Raw genomic sequence first — 15,585 nt, forward strand, 5'->3', positions numbered from 1 at the left:
ACCGTAGGGTTGACCACCATGGGCGCGACACCACCACCCGGCACACGTCGACGGGCGGACGCCGAACGCAACATCGCCGCGATCCTGGCCGCCGCGATCGGCGCCTTCGCGCGCGATCCCGATGTCACGATGACCGACATCGCGCGAGCGGCCGGGGTCGGACGGGTGACCCTGTACGGGCACTTCGGCTCCCGCGAGGTGTTGATCGAGGCCGCGATCAAGGAGGTCCTGGGCGAACTGCACGCCGCGATGGACGACGCCGGGATCACCGTCGGACCCGCCCCGCAGGCGCTGACCCGACTGGCCCGCGAGGGCTGGCAGGTGTTGGACCGCTGCCGGGGCCTGCGTACGGCGGCCCTGAAGGCACTGGGCGAGGCGAGCCTGCGCCGGCAGCATGCCCACGTCCTGGCCAGGGTCGACGAACTCGTCGAGCGCGGTCGGCGCGAGGGCGACATCCGTACCGACCTGCCCGCCGCGTGGCTCACCGCGGCGTACTACGGCCTGATCCACACCGCCGCCGACGAGGTCGACGCGGGCCGCCTCGATCGCGCCGCCGCGGGCGAGACCATCGCCGCGACGCTGCGCACGGTCCTGGCCGTACCCGGGTGAGGCGCCGACACCCGGTCGTGGACGCTGCGTTCGGCCCCGGCACGCCGGTTCGGTGGGCGTCGTGGCCAGGGCGGTGGCGGGAGGGAACAGCGCCGGCGGTCGGCGGCAGGGTCGGTCGATCGCGCGGTCGGCGGCACAGTCCTTCCGAGTACGCCCTGTCGGCGCGGGACATCGCCGAGCCGGCACCATGGGACGCGACCGGTGCCGGCGCGGGCGTCGGTACGCCGGCGACGCGAGACGGGAGGTGAGCGACGTGGTCCCCACGACCCGATCCGCCTCCCGCGGGCGAAACCGGCGGGTCGGTGTGCTCACCCGGTGGATTCTGCTCGTCGTCCTCGCGTGTGGTGTGGTCGGCATGCACACCCTGGGCCACCCGGCGAGCGCCGCTGTCGGGTCCGGAGGGGTGTCCGGTTCCGGGTCCGGCGGGGCCGCGGGCGTCGCGTTCGTTGCCGGGTCCGGCGTCGCGTCGCGAGCCGAGCCCGTCGTCGCGTCGGGTGCCGAGTCCGTCGCCGGGACGCGGGTCGCGGCCGACGCGGATCATGCGGTGACGAACGAACCCGCGATCGGTCACGGGGAGGCGTGCCCGCGCGGTGACTGCGCGCCGGGGGACGGGTCCGGTGACAAGCACGGGTCCGAGCACGGGACCGACCCGGCCTCGATGTGCCTGGCGGTCCTGTTCGCCGGCCTCGGCGCGCTCGCCACGGCGCTGGCCCTGCTCGCCCTTCGCCGCGCCCGCGATCTGCCCGCGTTCCGTCCGCGGGCGCGAGCGGCGCGGTTCGTGTCGGGCCTGCCCCCGCCCGGGCCAGCGGAACTCTCGCTCCTGCAGGTACTGCGCATATAGGCCGCCGCTCGGTCACGAGCCACGGCCCGTGACGTCGCGCCCTCTTTCGCATCCTCGGGCCGTCGCACCGCGCGGACCCGGGTACCTCCAGGAGACGAACCACCGTGAAACGACTGTCCCGCAGCATCGCCCTGACCGCGACCGCCACCACCGCGGCGCTCGTCCTCGCCGCCTGCGGCAGCGACGACAAGGGTCACGACATGGACGGCATGGACAAGCCGTCGGCCTCGGCCCCGGCGAACCCCCAGGCCGCGCCGAGCACTTCCGCCTCGGTATCGGCTGGTGCGTTCAACGACGCGGACGTGATGTTCGCGCAGATGATGATCCCGCATCACGAACAGGCCGTGGAGATGGCCAAGGAAGCCCCGGCCAAGGCGGCCGACCCCGAGGTGAAGAAGCTCGCGGCCGCGATCGAGGCCGCACAGGCCCCGGAGATCGCACAGATGAAGGGTTGGCTGGCCGGCTGGGGCAAGCCCGCGGCCGCACCCGGCGGCATGACCCACGGCGACGGCATGATGTCGGACGCGGACATGACCACGTTCAAGGCGTCCACCGGCGCCGAGTTCGACAGGCAGTTCCTCGCCATGATGATCGCCCACCACAACGGCGCGATCGCCATGGCCGACACCGAACGCGCCAAGGGCACCAACCCCGACGCCCGCAGGCTCGCCGAACGGATCAAGACCTCCCAGGCGACGGAGATCCGGCAGATGCAACAACTCCTCGGCGGGAAGGGCGGCGCGACGCCGAGCATCCCCGGTACGCCGAGCACGTCGGCGATGCCCGGCACGCACCACTGACCCACCCCGGATTCGCCGTCGCCCGTTTATCGGGCGACGGCGGAATCGGCCCCTCGTCCGGGCCGGCACCGGGAAGGGCCGGCCCGGGCGGCGGCGACGGTTACGACGTGGGCGTGGCGCTTGCCGGCAACGCCGACCCGAGCGACCCGAGCGCTCCGGACGATCGCCGGCGGTTGCCGTGCCGGATCAGCCCTGCCACCAGTCGTCGAGCGGCGTGACCGGGACGGTCCGCTTGTGTCGTGTCGCGAGGTATACCGACTCGACCTTCGCCGCCAGGTCCGGCGTGACGTCGGTGCCTTCCAGGTAGTCGTCGATCTGGGCGTACGTCAGGCCCAGGGCCACCTCGTCGGGCAGCGCTGGCCGGTCGTCCTCGAGGTCGGCGGTCGGCACCTTCTCCCAGGTGCTCGGCGGTGCACCCAACTCCTGCAACAGCGCGGCGCCTTGGCGCTTGGTCAGACCGGTCAGCGGGGTGATGTCGACGCCGCCGTCGCCGTACTTGGTGAAGAAGCCGGTCACCGCCTCGGCCGCATGGTCGGTGCCCACGACGAGCAGGCCGAGCTGGCCGGCGATGGAGTACTGGATCACCATGCGTTCGCGGGCCTTGATGTTGCCCCGTACGAAGTCCCGCAGCGTGGGCTCGTCGCCGAGCAGCTCCCGCAGGCCGAGTGCCGCCTCGGCGGCGACGGCGTCCGCGCTCGGCTTGACGTTGACCGTGATCGACCGGTCCGGCTTGACGAACTCCAACGCGATCTGCGCGTCGTGCTCGTCGGCCTGTACGCCGTACGGCAACCGCACCGCGACGAAGACCGCCTCGTGCCCCTCGGCCCGCAGCTCCTCGCTCGCGAGTTGGCACAACCGCCCGGTCAGCGTGCTGTCCTGGCCGCCACTGATCCCGAGCACGTAGCCCTTGGCCGGGGTCGACCGCAGGTAGTCCTTGAGGAAGTCGACCCGTTGCCGGATCTCGACCTTGGGCACGATGGTCGCCTTGACGCCGAGTTCGGCGAGAATCTGCTCGCGTGGGTTCGCCATCCACGTACTGTACTGGCCGGAATCGACGTGGTCGGCGACCGGGCGGCGCTGCCCGGTGTCCGCCTGCGTCGGTGCGGAAGGGGGCTCGTCCGGTGCCCCGCGCAGGGCCGACCCCGGCGCCTGTCGGCCGGGGCACGGAGCCGGCCGATCGCTCGTGCGTGAGAGGAGGGCGACGTCGTGACGGCGGGGTTTGTCGCGGCAGCGCACGGTGAGCCCTCGTCGGGCCGGGCAGGCGTCGACGCAACGTGCGCGGGTGCCACGGCCGGGAGGACCGGCGGCGGCCCGGGAGCCCTTCCCGCTCGACGGGGAGATGTACCTGGGCACGCTGGTCTGCCGGGCCTACGTCGAGGCGGCGGTCGGCGACTGGGACGCCGCCGTCGGGCTGATCGCCTCGGTCATCGGCTTCGACCCCACCACGCCCTGGACCCCGGCGGCCTGGCCGGCCGCGACGGAGCCGGCACAACTTCTCGACCCGGACGCGCTCGCGGAGGCGGTCTCCCGCGCAATCGCATCCCTGCCCGACCCGACGTCCGAGGAACAGCGGTTTTTACTGCGGCCGTTCGAGCAACTCGTGCGCTCGGTCGCGGCCCGACACCCCGACCACGCCTTGTTGTCGGTGATGACCTCCGCACTCGTCAGGCGCATGGGTGACACCGCCGAGGCGGTCCGTATCGCCGAACACGCGCATCGGATCGCCCCCGGCTACATGCCCGCGGTGATGCTCGGCAACGCCCTGCGCGCCGACGGCCGCCCCGGCCGGGCCCTGGCGGTCTGGGAGGCCCAACCGGCCCGCGAATTCGACACCCACCTGGCCGTGGACGTCGCCGAACTGTACGGCGCGACCGACCGCCCGGCCGAGGGCCTGAACCGGCTCGAGCGGGTCTTGGCCACCGAACCGGATCACCCCACCGCGGCTCCCGCCCGATACGGTCTGCGCCCCCGGGCCGACGGCGACATCGCCCACCCGCTCGGCCTGGCCGCCGGCTTCGCGCTGGTCGCCGTCGCGTGGACCCACCCCGACACCCGCGACGACATCGGCGCACTCGTGCTGGAACGGCTGGTGAACATCGCCGAGAGCGTTCGACACCGCGAGGTGACGATCCTGCGCTCGATCCGCGCGCTGATGCTCTGCTGCGCCTGGATGGACGAACACGCCCTGCGCCTGGCGCGGAATCTGGCCGAACGGGAGCGCCGGGAGGCCGACGAGACCTCCGATCAGGACGAGAACGAGCCATCGGACGAGCCGGACGAGGGCGTGCGCTCACCGACGGACGATCGCACCGCGAAGGCCGGCGCGGGCACGGACGATGCCGCGCCCGTCGCGCCCTCCGCATCCGCCGCGCCGCCCGCCGGATCCCGGCCGGGCCGATTCAAGCGACTCTTCGGACGGCGGTGATCGGACGGCAGTGAGCCGCGAGTCCGACCACGAACGCTCTGATCGGCGCGTGCGCCGTGCCCACTCGCGTGTGGGGTCGCCACCGACAGCCCGGGGCGACCCCACACGCCTGCGGTACGGCCGCCTCAAGGCCACACGAGGATCCAGCCGTCCCGCGATCGCCGGGACAACCGCATCGTCGGCGTCCGGGGTGTCGCCGGCGCGCACCCGCCCTGTGTTCACCCGATGGAGTGGCGGACCGTCCGCCTGCGGAGCGTCACGGCCCGGCCGGAGGTGTGGACTGGAACCCTCACAACCGGCGGGGAACTCCCGTGCAGAGTCGACCTTGGCGCAGGGCCAAACCCTCGGAGGATGAGTTTCGTTGGCGACGAGCATGCATGTGGTCTGGAACTCGGAGGCGGCCGAGCACGTCGTGTACGAGACATATTCGATCGAGGTGGTCGAGGACGGCGGCGTTCACGGCGAGGTGGTCAGCAACCGGCACGACACGGTGATCCGTAGCCGGGCGCATGCCCGGGAAATCGCCGCGGAGCACGGCTACGAACTCTTCAGCGACGGCGACGCGTGGCAGAGCCTCCCGGAAGAGGGCTGAAGCCCCCGCTCGACTCTCCTTGGCCGGTGGCGGCGCGCCGGTACGTCCGGGTACAGACGTCGATCCGGGATCGGCCGACCGGGATCGGGCCGAGGTTCGTCCGTGCACGATCGGGGCCGCTCATCCGAGAGCACCGTTCGGCCCGCAGCGCGCCGCGAATCGTCGCGGTGCCTGCGGCCCGGCCCGGAAAGCAACCGTGGTGGCGCCCTCGGACCCGGTCGGAATTCGAGCTTCACACGGTCACGACCTGTGTGGGATCGACGGGAACGTCGACGCTGCGGGTACCGCCGAAGACTCCGGGCAGCACGAACCGGACGATGATTCTTCCGCCGAACGCCTTGCCGGTCACCACTCCTTCCGTCCCCTGGGGCACTCGCTGCTGCAGGCCCTCACCGATGTCCTGTTGGGCTTTGACCTTCGTGCCGATGTTCACGCGTTGGTTCCCAACTTTCCTCAGGGCGAGCGGAGTTCCAGTCGCCGAAGGTCGACCGGGCGCACCTGGGGAGGGGCCGGTCGAGGGGAGTTCGAATATCGCCTCGCACGGCCGGGGCGAGCCCGGATCGGCGGCGTTCGCTCATGGTGGTCAACGGCCGGGACCGGCGACAGAGCGCGTGGATGTGCGAGTAAGGCGTGCGGCGGTCACGTCCCACTCGAACGCGCGCCCGACCAACCGAGTGGCTACCGCCCGACCCCGGGCCGGTCCGCCGACCGGCCCCGCAGTCGCGGTGGCACACCGGGTGCGCCGGGCGCGGCGCCGGTGGTAGGAAGGTGGCCCGCGGCACGTCGCGCCCAACCGTCGGTCGAGGCGAGCACCGCCAGCAAAGCCCCCGAGATCCCGCGGCGCTCGGGTCGTGCCCTGATCCGGCCGGGGCGGGGGCGAACTCGGGGGTCGGGTGGGTGATGTGTTGGGTGGTCGTGGCAGCATGCGTGGCATGACGACGAACCGAAAGGTCCATGCCGCGTAGGCGGCCGGGATACGTCCGGGCCGGCATGTCGCGTCGGCGGGCACCGGGGAAGAGGACGGCGATCGACGGACTGTCCGCACGGGCGATGTCCGAGATCTTCCGGCTCGAACGCACCCGCAACTACCTGCAACCGGGAGACGTCGGCGCGGCCGTGCGTCTGTGGAGGAACCACGTCGGCCGTTCCGAGCGCGAACTGTGGCACGACTACGAGTGGGGCAACGCGCACTGGTACTGCTGCGGCAGTTCCCTCGAAGCCCGCGCTCTCCTCGACACCCTGACGTCGGCTCTGTCGCGTCGAAGCGCACGGGAACTCCACCTGGTCATCGACAGGTTGGACGGCTTCAGGAACCGACCGTCACCGCCGTACGAGGCAGGCGAAGGCTGAAGGATGGGTCGGCGGTCGGCGGTCGGCTGCATCGGAGGGGAACGGATCGTCGACGGCGCACGCACGTCGTCGCCGCCGGGGGATAGCTCTCGCTCACCGTTCGTGGCATCTCGCACGGGCTGGGCGGATGCCGATGGCCGAGCGACCGGGGTAGTCCCGGGACGATCACCGAGGTGGCATCGGCGTGTCGCCGACTTCCTCGCGCAGTGTCACTCTGGAAGGGGCTGCACCGCAGCCGCGGTCGAGACGGCTTGTGGCCGTGTCGACCGCGGTCCGTGACCGGGTCGGTGCCGGTTTCCGGCGGTCCGATGGGCGTGGTCGTCGACTCGGTGGTTCGGTGCGTCCGAGCGCGTGCCCACCGCCACCGCGCCCATCGCCACATGGAGGAGCCATGACGGCAACGACACGTTACGACGCACCCGTTGCGATCGAAGGCGACGGTGTCGAACTTCGGATGCGCGAAGTCGGTGGTGGGATGTCCGTCGCATTCGTGCGATTCCCGCGAGGCGCCGACATGGCACCGGGGCTCGAAGGACTGCCCGACGGTATGTGCCAGTGCCCGCACTGGGGTTACCTGCTCAAGGGGCGGCTGAGGATGCGCACGAAGGACGGGAACGAGATCTACGAGGCGGGCCAGGCGTTCTATTGGGCACCCGGTCACGTGCCGGAGGCGCTGGAGGATTGCGAGTACGTGGACTTCTCGCCGACCGAGGAATTCACCGAGGTGATCGACCACATCAAGGCTCGGATGAGCTGACCGGCACACCAGGCAGCTCTGCCGGCGGGACTGGTGTGGTGCGCGACCTGTGACGAGCGCCTGCGGTTCGAGGTCGAGGGCGATGTCTATCGCTGCGGGGCGTGTCGGTTCGCCGTGCGGGGGCTGATGCCGGAGGAGGTGGTGGCGACACAGGTCGTGACCGCCATCTGCGCGTCGAGGAAGCTCGCGTCCGCGAAGCGCACCGTCGACGAGGTGGTCGAGATGTGGAACGCGTCTCGACCGGGACCGCAACGCGGGCTCGGTGGCCGGGTGACGGCGCTCTCGGACGCCTTGTCGGGTTCCTCCTTCCCGGCCTCTCGTTGCGTGTTCACGGGCCGGCGTCCGGAGGAGGTCCCGTCACCTTCGGGAGGGGGAACCAGCGGCTCCCAGGCCCCTCCGGCGGCCTGCGAAGGGGCACTGGGAGTCGGGTTCAGGGGTGCTCTGCCCGTTGTCCATCGAGGCTCTGTGTGGCGATCTGCGGGCCTGGGAGCATTTCAGCGTGGGGGGACTTGTCGGTCGGTATTTTTGGATCCTGGATCGATGATGAAACGGCTTCCATGCCTGTTTGATGAGCGCGCGATCGGTATGCTTGAGCCCGTTCTCGCTTGAGGAGTACCGCCCTTGGAGGGCCTTGTTCGGCCTGCCCGCGTGCGGCCGGCTCCACCCGACGACACGTACGCTCCCGCCGCCCGGCGGGAGCGCGGCTTGTAGTGCCAGAAATGAGTGCCTTGTGACTGATTCCGGCATCCTCTCCGTCGCCACCGAGTCCGAAGCCGACGGTTCCCTCGATCCCACCGCCGTCCGCGCCCCCGGCTCGGCCGCCGCCCCCGCACCCACGTCCGGCGACGGCGGGGAGGGTGTGGCGTACGGCGCCAACGAGATCAGCGTGCTGGAGGGGCTGGACCCCGTTCGCAAACGGCCCGGCATGTACATCGGTTCGACCGGTGAGCCCGGCCTGCACCACATGGTGCAGGAGATCGTGGACAATTCGGTCGACGAGGCCCTGGCCGGTTTCGCGGACCGGATCGATGTGACGCTGCTCGGCGACGGCGGTGTTCGGGTGGTGGACAACGGGCGTGGCATTCCCGTGGGTCTGCACCCGGAGAAGCGGAAACCGGCCGTCGAACTCGTGTTGACCGTGCTGCATGCCGGCGGCAAATTCGGCGGCGGCGGATACGCGGTCTCCGGCGGGCTCCACGGAGTGGGGCTGTCGGTGGTCAACGCCCTGTCCACGCGCCTGTTCGTGGAGGTGCGCGCCGACGGATACCGGTGGAGTCAGGGATATCGCAACGGTGTGCCGACCGCGCCGTTGGCGCGGCACGAAGGCGTGACCGACACGGGCACCTCACTCACCTTCTGGGCCGATCCGAACGTCTTCGAGACCACCGAGTACTCCTTCGAGACGCTGGCCCGCCGCCTCCAGGAGATGGCCTTCCTCAACAAGGGCCTGACCCTGACCCTGACGGACGAACGCGCGGGCGCGCGGGCGCCGTCGGGCTCGGGCGACGGCGGTGTCGAGAAGGCGGGGGCGGACCGGGCCCGATCGGTCTCGTACCGCTACCAGGGCGGCATCGTCGACTTCGTGCAGCACCTCAACTCCCGCAGGGGCGACCCGGTACACCCCTCGGTCATCTCCCTCCGGGCCCAGGGTACGGGGCAACACCTGTCCGTGGACGTCGCGATGCAGTGGAGCACCCGCTTCAACGAAGGCGTGTACTCGTTCGCCAACACCATCCACACCCACGACGGCGGCACGCACGAGGAGGGATTCCGTACCGCGCTGACCGGCGTGGTCAACCGCTACGCCCGAGAGCGGAGGCTGCTGCGGGACAAGGACGACAACTTCTCCGGTGAGGACGTGCGCGAGGGGTTGACGGCGATCGTCTCGGTGAAGTTGGCGGAGCCGCAGTTCGAGGGCCAGACCAAGACCAAGTTGGGCAACACGCAGGCGCGGACGTCCGTCCACAAGGTGGTCCACGAGCAGTTGGCGGACTGGTTCGACCGGAACCCGAACGAAGCGGCGGACATCGTCCGCAAGGCGATCGCGGCCCGGAGTGCCCGTGTCGCCGCCCGCAAGGCGCGTGATCTCACCCGCCGCAAGGGCATGTTGGAATCCGCAGCGCTTCCCGGCAAGCTCGCGGACTGCCAGTCCACCGAGGCCGACGCGTGCGAGATCTTCATCGTCGAGGGCGACTCGGCCGGCGGTTCCGCGAAGTCCGGCCGCGACCCCCGGTACCAGGCGATTCTGCCGATTCGCGGCAAGATCCTGAACGTCGAGAAGGCGCGCATCGACAAGATCCTGCACAACCAGGAGATCCAGGCGCTCATCTCGGCGTTCGGCACCGGGGTCCACGAGGACTTCGACCTCGGCAAGCTCCGCTATCACAAGATCATCCTGATGGCGGACGCCGACGTCGACGGCCGGCACATCAACACCCTGCTGCTGACCTTCCTCTTCCGCTTCATGCGGCCCCTGATCGAAGCCGGACACATCTACCTCTCCCGACCCCCGCTCTACAAGATCAAGTGGAGCCGGGACGACAGCGAGTACGCCTACACCGACCGTGAACGCGACACCCTCGTCGAAATCGGTCGGCGACAGGGCAAGCGTCTGCGCGACGACACCATCCAACGCTTCAAGGGGCTCGGCGAGATGAACGCCGAGGAGCTCCGTGTCACGACCATGGACCCGGACCACCGTGTGCTGGGGCAGATCACGCTGGACGACGCCGCCCTGGCCGACGACCTGTTCGCCGTCCTGATGGGCGAAGACGTGGAGGCCCGACGCTCGTTCATCCAACACAACGCCCAGGACGTGCGCTTCCTCGACATCTGATCCACCCTCGGCGCCGTCGCCACCGGCCACGACGGGCACCCCTCGCGGAGCATCCCACGCCGAACCCCACAAGCGCGGCTTACCCGAACGTTCGTGAGATCGACCCGTGTTCCGCGGCGGATCGCCCGTACTCCCGCGTGGGGGCTACGCGTTGGGTCGGTCGGTTTTCAGGGGGTTGCCGGGGGCGTGGTCGCCGAGGCTGTTGAGGAGTTGGCGCAGGAGGCCGGCGAGGCGTTCCTGGTCGTCGTCGCTCAGTTTCGCGAGGAGTCTCGCCTCCAGGTCGACATGGTCGACGACGACGCCGTCGATGAGTTCGCGGCCACGGTCGGTCAAGGTGATCAGCACGCTGCGCCGATTGAGCGGATCGAGTTCGCGGGTCACCATCTCCCTCGCAACGAGACGGTCGATCCGGTTGGTGATCGCCCCGGAGGTGACCATCGACGACTCGACGAGTTGCTTGGCGGTGAGCCGGTACGGGTGACCGGATCGGCGCAGCGTGCCCAGGATGTCGAACTCCCAAAGCTGCAGGTCATGCGTGGCGAAGTGGTCGCGAAGCTCCCGCTCGAGCAGTCGGCAGGCGCGCTGGATCCGGGCGACGACGCCCATCGGCGTGGGGTCGATGTCGGGCCGCTCGACCCGCCACTGGTTCATCCGCCAGTCGACGTTGTCCTCCACGGGCTGCCGCCTCCCAGAACCTCTTAACGTGAAACTGTTTGACGTCATCCTAACAGGGAGCTACATTCGCCAACGTTGAATAGTTCAACGTTAAGGAGAATTGATGCTCCGGGACCCGAGCCGGTCCGGAACGGGACGTGCGTCCCCGCCCGGCGGCACGCTGGGACTGACCCTGCTGACCGCGACCGCACCGGCCACGTGGGGCACGACATACCTGGTCACCACCGAGTTCCTCCCGGTCGGCTATCCGCTGGTGTCCGGAGTGATCCGCGCGCTGCCGGCGGGGCTGATCCTGCTCGCCGTCACCCGGCGACTGCCGCACGGCACGTGGCTGTGGCGCTCCCTGCTGCTCGGCACCCTCAACATCGGCGCGCTCTTCGCCCTGCTGTTCGTGGCCGCCTACCGCCTGCCGGGTGGCGTCGCGGGGACCCTCACCGCCGTCCAGCCACTGCTCGTCGTCGGCCTGGCGTACCTGCTCCTGGGCGAGAGGCCCACCGGCTGGCGGCTGGGCTGGGGGCTGGTCGGTGTGCTGGGCGTCGGGTTGATCGTGCTGCGCGGCCGGCTCTCCTTCGACCTGCTCGGCGTCCTGGCCGGAATAGCGGCCGCCGGCGTGATGGCAGGCGGGATCGTCCTGACCAAACGCTGGGGGCGTCCGGACGGCGTCGGCCCGGCGACCATCGCCGCGTGGCAGCTCACCGCCGGTGGGCTCGTGCTCCTGCCGCTCGCGCTCGTCTTCGAAGGACTTCCGTCCGGACTGGACGCTCGTGCGCTCGGCGGCTACGCGTGGTTGTCCGGTGTGGGCGCACTGCTTTCCTTCCTGGTCTGGTTCCAGGGCATCGGCAGGCTGCCCGTGGTCGCCGTGTCGTTCCTGGCCCTGCTCTCGCCCGTGGTGGCCACGCTCCTGGGCTGGTTGTTCCTGGACGAGTCGCTCACCCCGTGGCAGTGCTTCGGGTTCGTGCTCGCGCTGACCGCCGTCGCCGCCGCGCAACTGACCCCCGACGTCGTCCGTGACCTGCTCCGTATCCCCGCCACCGCCAAGGGAGAATGAACATGACGCGCACCGTGCTGATCACCGGAGCCACCGGAACCGTGTCCACCGCACTGCTGAACACGCTGACGGCGAAGGACGTGGCGCTTCGCGCGCTCGTGCACGACGAACGCAAGGCGGACGGCCCGCGCGCGCAGGGCGCCGAGGTCTTCGTCGCCGACCTCGACGACGCCCGGTCGCTGCCGCCCGCCTTCGAGGGTGTGCACGACCTGTGGCTGCTCACCCCGAACGGTCCGCGCGCCCCGGAGAACAACATGAACCTGCTCTGGGCCGCCCGCCGGGCAGGTGTGGAGCGCGTCGTACGCCTGTCCGTGGTCGGCGCGGCGCACGACGCGCCGAACCGCAGCGGCAGGCTGCACGCGCTGTCCGACCGGGAGACCGAACGCTGCGGCATGCGCTGGACGATCCTGCGCCCGCACTGGTTCATGCAGAACCTGCTGAACGAGGCCGGCGACATTCGTGCCGGCGGCACGTTCGCGCTGAACATGGCCTCGGCTCGGATCGGCATGATCGACGCACGCGACATCGCCGCGTGCGCGGCCCGCGTGTTGTCGGACGACCCGGATCGCCACCACGGCAAGACGTACACCCTCACCGGCCCGCGCTCGCTGAGCTTCGACGAGGTCGCCGAGCAGACCGGCCGGGTTCTCGGCAGACCCACGGCGTACCTGCCGGTCGGCGACGCGGCCAAGCGCGAGACGTTGCTCGGCTACGGCGTTCCGCCGTGGATCGTCGACATGCTCGAGGAGTACGCACAGGCGTACGCCTCCGGGTGGGGGGACTTCACCTCCGGTACGGTCGCCGACCTGCTCGGTCGCCCGCCGCGCGACATCGCCGACTTCGTCCGCGACCACGCCGCGGCGTTCACGACCGACGACTCCCGGTCGGCCGTGGACGCCTGAGACCGTGACCGGCCGCCCGGCCCGATCGCGCGGGTGCGCGACGGGGCCGGCGGCGGGTCCGCGATCGCCCGGGCACGAACCCCGCCGAGCCGCTTTCACGCAGGTCGGCGGGGCTGTCGGGATGCGGCGGTAGGGTCGTGGCATGGACCAGCAACACCTTGCCAATCTCGCGCACCTGCGCCGAGCGCGGGATCTGGTGGACCGCGAGTACGCGCGTCCGCTGGACGTGCCGACCATGGCCCGCCACGCGCTGATGTCGCCGGGGCACTTCTCCCGGGCCTTTCGGGCGGCCTACGGCGAGACGCCGTACGGCTACATCATGACCCGTCGGGTCGAGCGGGCGATGGCGCTGTTGCGCGAGGGCATGAGTGTGACCGACGCGTGCATGGCGGTCGGCTGTACCTCGCTGGGCTCGTTCAGCTCGCGGTTCACCGAGTTGGTGGGCATGACGCCGAGCGCGTACCGCGCGGCGGACCACGAGGCCGTGCTGGCGATGCCCACGTGTGTGGCCAAGGTGCGCACCCGGCCGACCAGGGAGTCATCCGTCAGGATTGGAGAAGCGGCTCCCGGCACCGCCGTCTAGCGTTGTTCGCATGACCATTTCACTCCAGTACTGCCACATCACCGTCAACGACGTGGACGAGTCGCTCGCGTTCTACCGCGACGGACTCGGCTACGAGGTGCGCAACGACGTCGGCTCGGACGGGATCCGGTGGATCACGCTCGGCAGCCCCTCCCAGTCGGACGCCGAACTCGTCCTGTCGGTGCCGCACGCCGGCCGGTCCGAGGCCGACGGGGACACCCTGCAGGAACTGCTCGTCAAGGGTGTGCTGCCGATGGTCGTGTTCCGCACCGATGATCTCGACGCGACCTTCGAGAGGGTGCGCGCCTCCGGTGCCGAGGTGCTCCAGGAGCCCATCGACCAACCCTGGGGCCCGCGCGACTGCGCGTTCCGGGACCCCTCGGGCAACATGGTGCGCATCTCGCAGACTCCCAAGGCGTAGCAACCGGCACACGGACGCGGCTTTCGCGCGCCGCCGCCCCGGGGCTCGCCCGCCTCCGGGGTCGGCTGCGCGCGGAAGCCGGGCGTGCCGTCGATGGATCCCACGGCGGACCCGGCCCCGTGTTCGTGCCCGGGAACCGCGCCGGGGCAGTGGTGTGTTCGGGGATCACCGGAAGGCGGCGCTGGGGCTCAGGACGGCCGGAGCCGGTCGCAGGGCGTCCAGCATGGTGGTGAACTCGGCCCTGGTCTGGGCGAGTTCGCGTCTCGGATCGGATTCGGCGAGGATGCCCGCCCCCGCGTGCAGGCGTACGCCGTCCGGGTCGGTCTGCGCGCACCGCAGGGCGACGACCCATTGGCCGTCGCCGTGGCGGTTGGTCCAGCCGACGAGACCGCCGTAGTAGTCGCGGGGGCGGGTCTCCAGTCGGCGGATCAGCGTGTGCGCGGCGTCGCGGGGCAGGCCGCACACCGCGGGGGCGGGATGGAGCAGGGCGGCCAACGCGAACGCGGTGGGCGCGGGCCGGCGCAGCCGGGCGCGGATCGGGGTGCACAGGTGCCATAGGCGTCCGGCGGCCTTGAGCCGGGGTCGGTCGGGGATGTGCAGGCGGGTGCACAGCGGATGCAGGACGCGGCGCAGTTCGTCGACGACCAGGGCGTGCTCGCGCAGCTCCTTGACGGAGCTGGCGAGCGCGTGTGCCGCCGCCAGGTCGCGGACGGGGTCGCGGTGCCGGGAGGCGGTGCCGGCGAGCGGGTTCAGGGCCAGCAGGTCGCCCTGTCGGGTGAGCAGTAGTTCGGGAGAGGCGCCCAGCAGCGCTCGGGCGCCGGGCGTGCCCGGCGGGTCGAGGGCGACGTGGAAGAGATGGGCCAGTGGGTGGAGACGGTCCAGCAGGGCCAGGGTCGCGACGGGGTCGATGTCGCGGCGCAGGGTCAGCGTCCGGGCCAGGACCACCTTGTGGGCCTCGCCGGCCCGCAGACGGCGCACGGCCTTGGCGACGGCTCCCACATAGGCCGCCTCCCCCCGCGTGTCGACGCGATGGGGTCCGGTTGGTACGGCCGGTGGGCCCGGCCGGCGCTGCCGGGGTGTGGCCGTCACCCGGCCGAGCGCGAGCGCCGCGGGGGTGTCCTCGTCGAAGGGCAGGGCGCCGACGACGCACCAGCGCGGGTCGGCGTCGCGCAGTGTTCTCGCGGCCGCGTGCGCGGCTCGGGTGAACTGCCCAGGACCGAGCGGGACTTGGGTCGGAAGAGGGGTGGTGGACCGGGCCCGCAGGACGTGCCGGGACGTGGTCAGGAGCCAGTGTGCCGGGTCGTGGGACATGATCCGCTCCCGGGGGTCGTGCGGCCGGTGGTGCCGGCCGCGCGGGGACGCACCGTCGTCGACATGGCGGCGGTGCGGGTGATACGAGGGATGTGATCGGAGACGGGGGACGCGACAACGTCGGCGATGACGCGGGGTAGGTGACGCCGGCGGGATCCCCCCGCGATGCGCGGCCGCATGGCCGTGCGCACCGTGCGGTCGTTGCCGCCCACCGCGCCGGTGACGACGGGTGCATCCTGGTCCGCCCCGGTCGGTCGCACGCCGCTCCTTCCGGGCGGCCGCGTGGCCGCCCGGCTGCCACTCCACCACCCGAACCCCCTCGCGTGGCAGGGCGTGTGGGGGTGGGGGGGGGGGGGGGGGGGGGGGGGGGGGGGGGGGGGGGGGGGGGGGGGAGGGGGGGGGGGGGGGGGGGGGGGGGGAGGGGGGGGGGAAGGG

17 protein-coding genes are annotated in these 15,585 nt (G+C 71.3%); 12 read left to right on the top strand and 5 right to left on the bottom strand.

All coding sequences use genetic code 11. From position 1 onward, the window contains the following. The first annotated feature begins 18 nt into the window (after window positions 1-18). The 3 genes from ACZ4FV_RS40220 (at window position 19) to ACZ4FV_RS40230 (ending at window position 2,250) form a co-directional block, all read left to right on the top strand. Complete coding sequence (locus tag ACZ4FV_RS40220; RefSeq protein WP_402238136.1) at window positions 19-609, top strand: TetR/AcrR family transcriptional regulator; 591 nt, start codon at window positions 19-21, stop codon at window positions 607-609. 544 nt (window positions 610-1,153) lie between these two features. Continuing rightward, the gene (locus ACZ4FV_RS40225; protein ID WP_395864784.1) at window positions 1,154-1,450 is read left to right on the top strand and encodes a hypothetical protein; all 297 of its coding nucleotides are present in this window, start codon (window positions 1,154-1,156) and stop codon (window positions 1,448-1,450) included. 104 nt (window positions 1,451-1,554) lie between these two features. Then, entirely contained in the window at window positions 1,555-2,250 is a 696-nt protein-coding gene (locus ACZ4FV_RS40230; RefSeq protein ID WP_465325655.1) for a DUF305 domain-containing protein, read from the top strand. A gap of 186 nt (window positions 2,251-2,436) precedes the next feature. Here the strand turns inward: ACZ4FV_RS40230 and nadE are convergent, their stop codons facing one another. Further along, the gene (nadE, locus tag ACZ4FV_RS40235) at window positions 2,437-3,279 is read right to left on the bottom strand and encodes an ammonia-dependent NAD(+) synthetase (RefSeq protein ID WP_465325657.1); all 843 of its coding nucleotides are present in this window, start codon (window positions 3,277-3,279) and stop codon (window positions 2,437-2,439) included. 253 nt (window positions 3,280-3,532) lie between these two features. On the opposite strand from nadE, the gene ACZ4FV_RS40240 reads away from it, so the two are divergent. After that, window positions 3,533-4,675: a hypothetical protein gene (locus ACZ4FV_RS40240; RefSeq protein ID WP_465325661.1), complete on the top strand. Its 1,143-nt coding sequence runs from the start codon at window positions 3,533-3,535 to the stop codon at window positions 4,673-4,675. A 361-nt stretch (window positions 4,676-5,036) separates the two neighbouring features. Further along, window positions 5,037-5,267: a hypothetical protein gene (locus tag ACZ4FV_RS40245; RefSeq protein ID WP_395864776.1), complete on the top strand. Its 231-nt coding sequence runs from the start codon at window positions 5,037-5,039 to the stop codon at window positions 5,265-5,267. 232 nt (window positions 5,268-5,499) lie between these two features. Here the strand turns inward: ACZ4FV_RS40245 and ACZ4FV_RS40250 are convergent, their stop codons facing one another. Continuing rightward, window positions 5,500-5,700: a hypothetical protein gene (locus ACZ4FV_RS40250; RefSeq protein ID WP_395864774.1), complete on the bottom strand. Its 201-nt coding sequence runs from the start codon at window positions 5,698-5,700 to the stop codon at window positions 5,500-5,502. Window positions 5,701-6,317: 617 nt separating this feature from the next. Between ACZ4FV_RS40250 and ACZ4FV_RS40255 the strand changes: the two genes are divergently transcribed. Both ACZ4FV_RS40255 and ACZ4FV_RS40260 read left to right on the top strand, forming a co-directional pair. Next, entirely contained in the window at window positions 6,318-6,617 is a 300-nt protein-coding gene (locus ACZ4FV_RS40255; RefSeq protein ID WP_465325664.1) for a hypothetical protein, read from the top strand. Between the two features lie 391 nt (window positions 6,618-7,008). Then, window positions 7,009-7,374 carry a cupin domain-containing protein gene (locus ACZ4FV_RS40260; protein ID WP_395864770.1) on the top strand — a complete coding sequence of 122 codons (366 nt, stop codon included), beginning with the start codon at window positions 7,009-7,011 and terminating at the stop codon, window positions 7,372-7,374. 86 nt (window positions 7,375-7,460) lie between these two features. Here ACZ4FV_RS40260 and ACZ4FV_RS40265 read toward each other — a convergent pair whose 3' ends face one another. Continuing rightward, entirely contained in the window at window positions 7,461-7,706 is a 246-nt protein-coding gene (locus tag ACZ4FV_RS40265; RefSeq protein WP_395864768.1) for a hypothetical protein, read from the bottom strand. A 413-nt stretch (window positions 7,707-8,119) separates the two neighbouring features. On the opposite strand from ACZ4FV_RS40265, the gene gyrB reads away from it, so the two are divergent. After that, window positions 8,120-10,210, top strand: a complete 2,091-nt coding sequence (gyrB, locus tag ACZ4FV_RS40270; RefSeq protein WP_402238193.1) for a DNA topoisomerase (ATP-hydrolyzing) subunit B — start codon at window positions 8,120-8,122, stop codon at window positions 10,208-10,210. 144 nt (window positions 10,211-10,354) lie between these two features. Here gyrB and ACZ4FV_RS40275 read toward each other — a convergent pair whose 3' ends face one another. Further along, window positions 10,355-10,885 carry a MarR family winged helix-turn-helix transcriptional regulator gene (locus tag ACZ4FV_RS40275; protein ID WP_465325668.1) on the bottom strand — a complete coding sequence of 177 codons (531 nt, stop codon included), beginning with the start codon at window positions 10,883-10,885 and terminating at the stop codon, window positions 10,355-10,357. Between the two features lie 103 nt (window positions 10,886-10,988). On the opposite strand from ACZ4FV_RS40275, the gene ACZ4FV_RS40280 reads away from it, so the two are divergent. The 4 genes from ACZ4FV_RS40280 to ACZ4FV_RS40295 all read left to right on the top strand — a co-directional run bounded on the left by ACZ4FV_RS40280 (window position 10,989) and on the right by ACZ4FV_RS40295 (window position 13,839). Then, complete coding sequence (locus ACZ4FV_RS40280) at window positions 10,989-11,933, top strand: EamA family transporter (protein ID WP_395864764.1); 945 nt, start codon at window positions 10,989-10,991, stop codon at window positions 11,931-11,933. Window positions 11,934-11,935: 2 nt separating this feature from the next. Further along, window positions 11,936-12,835: an SDR family oxidoreductase gene (locus tag ACZ4FV_RS40285; RefSeq protein WP_402238146.1), complete on the top strand. Its 900-nt coding sequence runs from the start codon at window positions 11,936-11,938 to the stop codon at window positions 12,833-12,835. Between the two features lie 142 nt (window positions 12,836-12,977). Continuing rightward, window positions 12,978-13,418, top strand: coding sequence for a helix-turn-helix transcriptional regulator (locus ACZ4FV_RS40290; RefSeq protein WP_395864760.1), 441 nt, complete (start codon window positions 12,978-12,980; stop codon window positions 13,416-13,418). 10 nt (window positions 13,419-13,428) lie between these two features. Further along, window positions 13,429-13,839, top strand: a complete 411-nt coding sequence (locus tag ACZ4FV_RS40295) for a VOC family protein (RefSeq protein ID WP_395864758.1) — start codon at window positions 13,429-13,431, stop codon at window positions 13,837-13,839. Between the two features lie 165 nt (window positions 13,840-14,004). Here ACZ4FV_RS40295 and ACZ4FV_RS40300 read toward each other — a convergent pair whose 3' ends face one another. Next, the gene (locus ACZ4FV_RS40300; protein WP_465325672.1) at window positions 14,005-15,150 is read right to left on the bottom strand and encodes an isochorismate synthase; all 1,146 of its coding nucleotides are present in this window, start codon (window positions 15,148-15,150) and stop codon (window positions 14,005-14,007) included. Between the last annotated feature and the right edge of the window lie 435 nt (window positions 15,151-15,585).

The organism is Embleya sp. NPDC025285 (assembly GCF_055558835.1).

What these genes read in the sequence shown, in the direction of transcription:
- ACZ4FV_RS40220 (WP_402238136.1), top strand. Translation starts at nt 19, where the DNA reads ATGGGCGCGACACCACCACCCGGCACACGTCGACGGGCGGACGCCGAA.
- nadE (WP_465325657.1), bottom strand. Translation starts at nt 3,279, where the DNA reads ATGGCGAACCCACGCGAGCAGATTCTCGCCGAACTCGGCGTCAAGGCG.
- ACZ4FV_RS40255 (WP_465325664.1), top strand. Translation starts at nt 6,318, where the DNA reads ATGTCCGAGATCTTCCGGCTCGAACGCACCCGCAACTACCTGCAACCG.
- ACZ4FV_RS40260 (WP_395864770.1), top strand. Translation starts at nt 7,009, where the DNA reads ATGACGGCAACGACACGTTACGACGCACCCGTTGCGATCGAAGGCGAC.
- ACZ4FV_RS40280 (WP_395864764.1), top strand. Translation starts at nt 10,989, where the DNA reads ATGCTCCGGGACCCGAGCCGGTCCGGAACGGGACGTGCGTCCCCGCCC.
- ACZ4FV_RS40285 (WP_402238146.1), top strand. Translation starts at nt 11,936, where the DNA reads ATGACGCGCACCGTGCTGATCACCGGAGCCACCGGAACCGTGTCCACC.
- ACZ4FV_RS40290 (WP_395864760.1), top strand. Translation starts at nt 12,978, where the DNA reads ATGGACCAGCAACACCTTGCCAATCTCGCGCACCTGCGCCGAGCGCGG.
- ACZ4FV_RS40295 (WP_395864758.1), top strand. Translation starts at nt 13,429, where the DNA reads ATGACCATTTCACTCCAGTACTGCCACATCACCGTCAACGACGTGGAC.
- ACZ4FV_RS40300 (WP_465325672.1), bottom strand. Translation starts at nt 15,150, where the DNA reads ATGTCCCACGACCCGGCACACTGGCTCCTGACCACGTCCCGGCACGTC.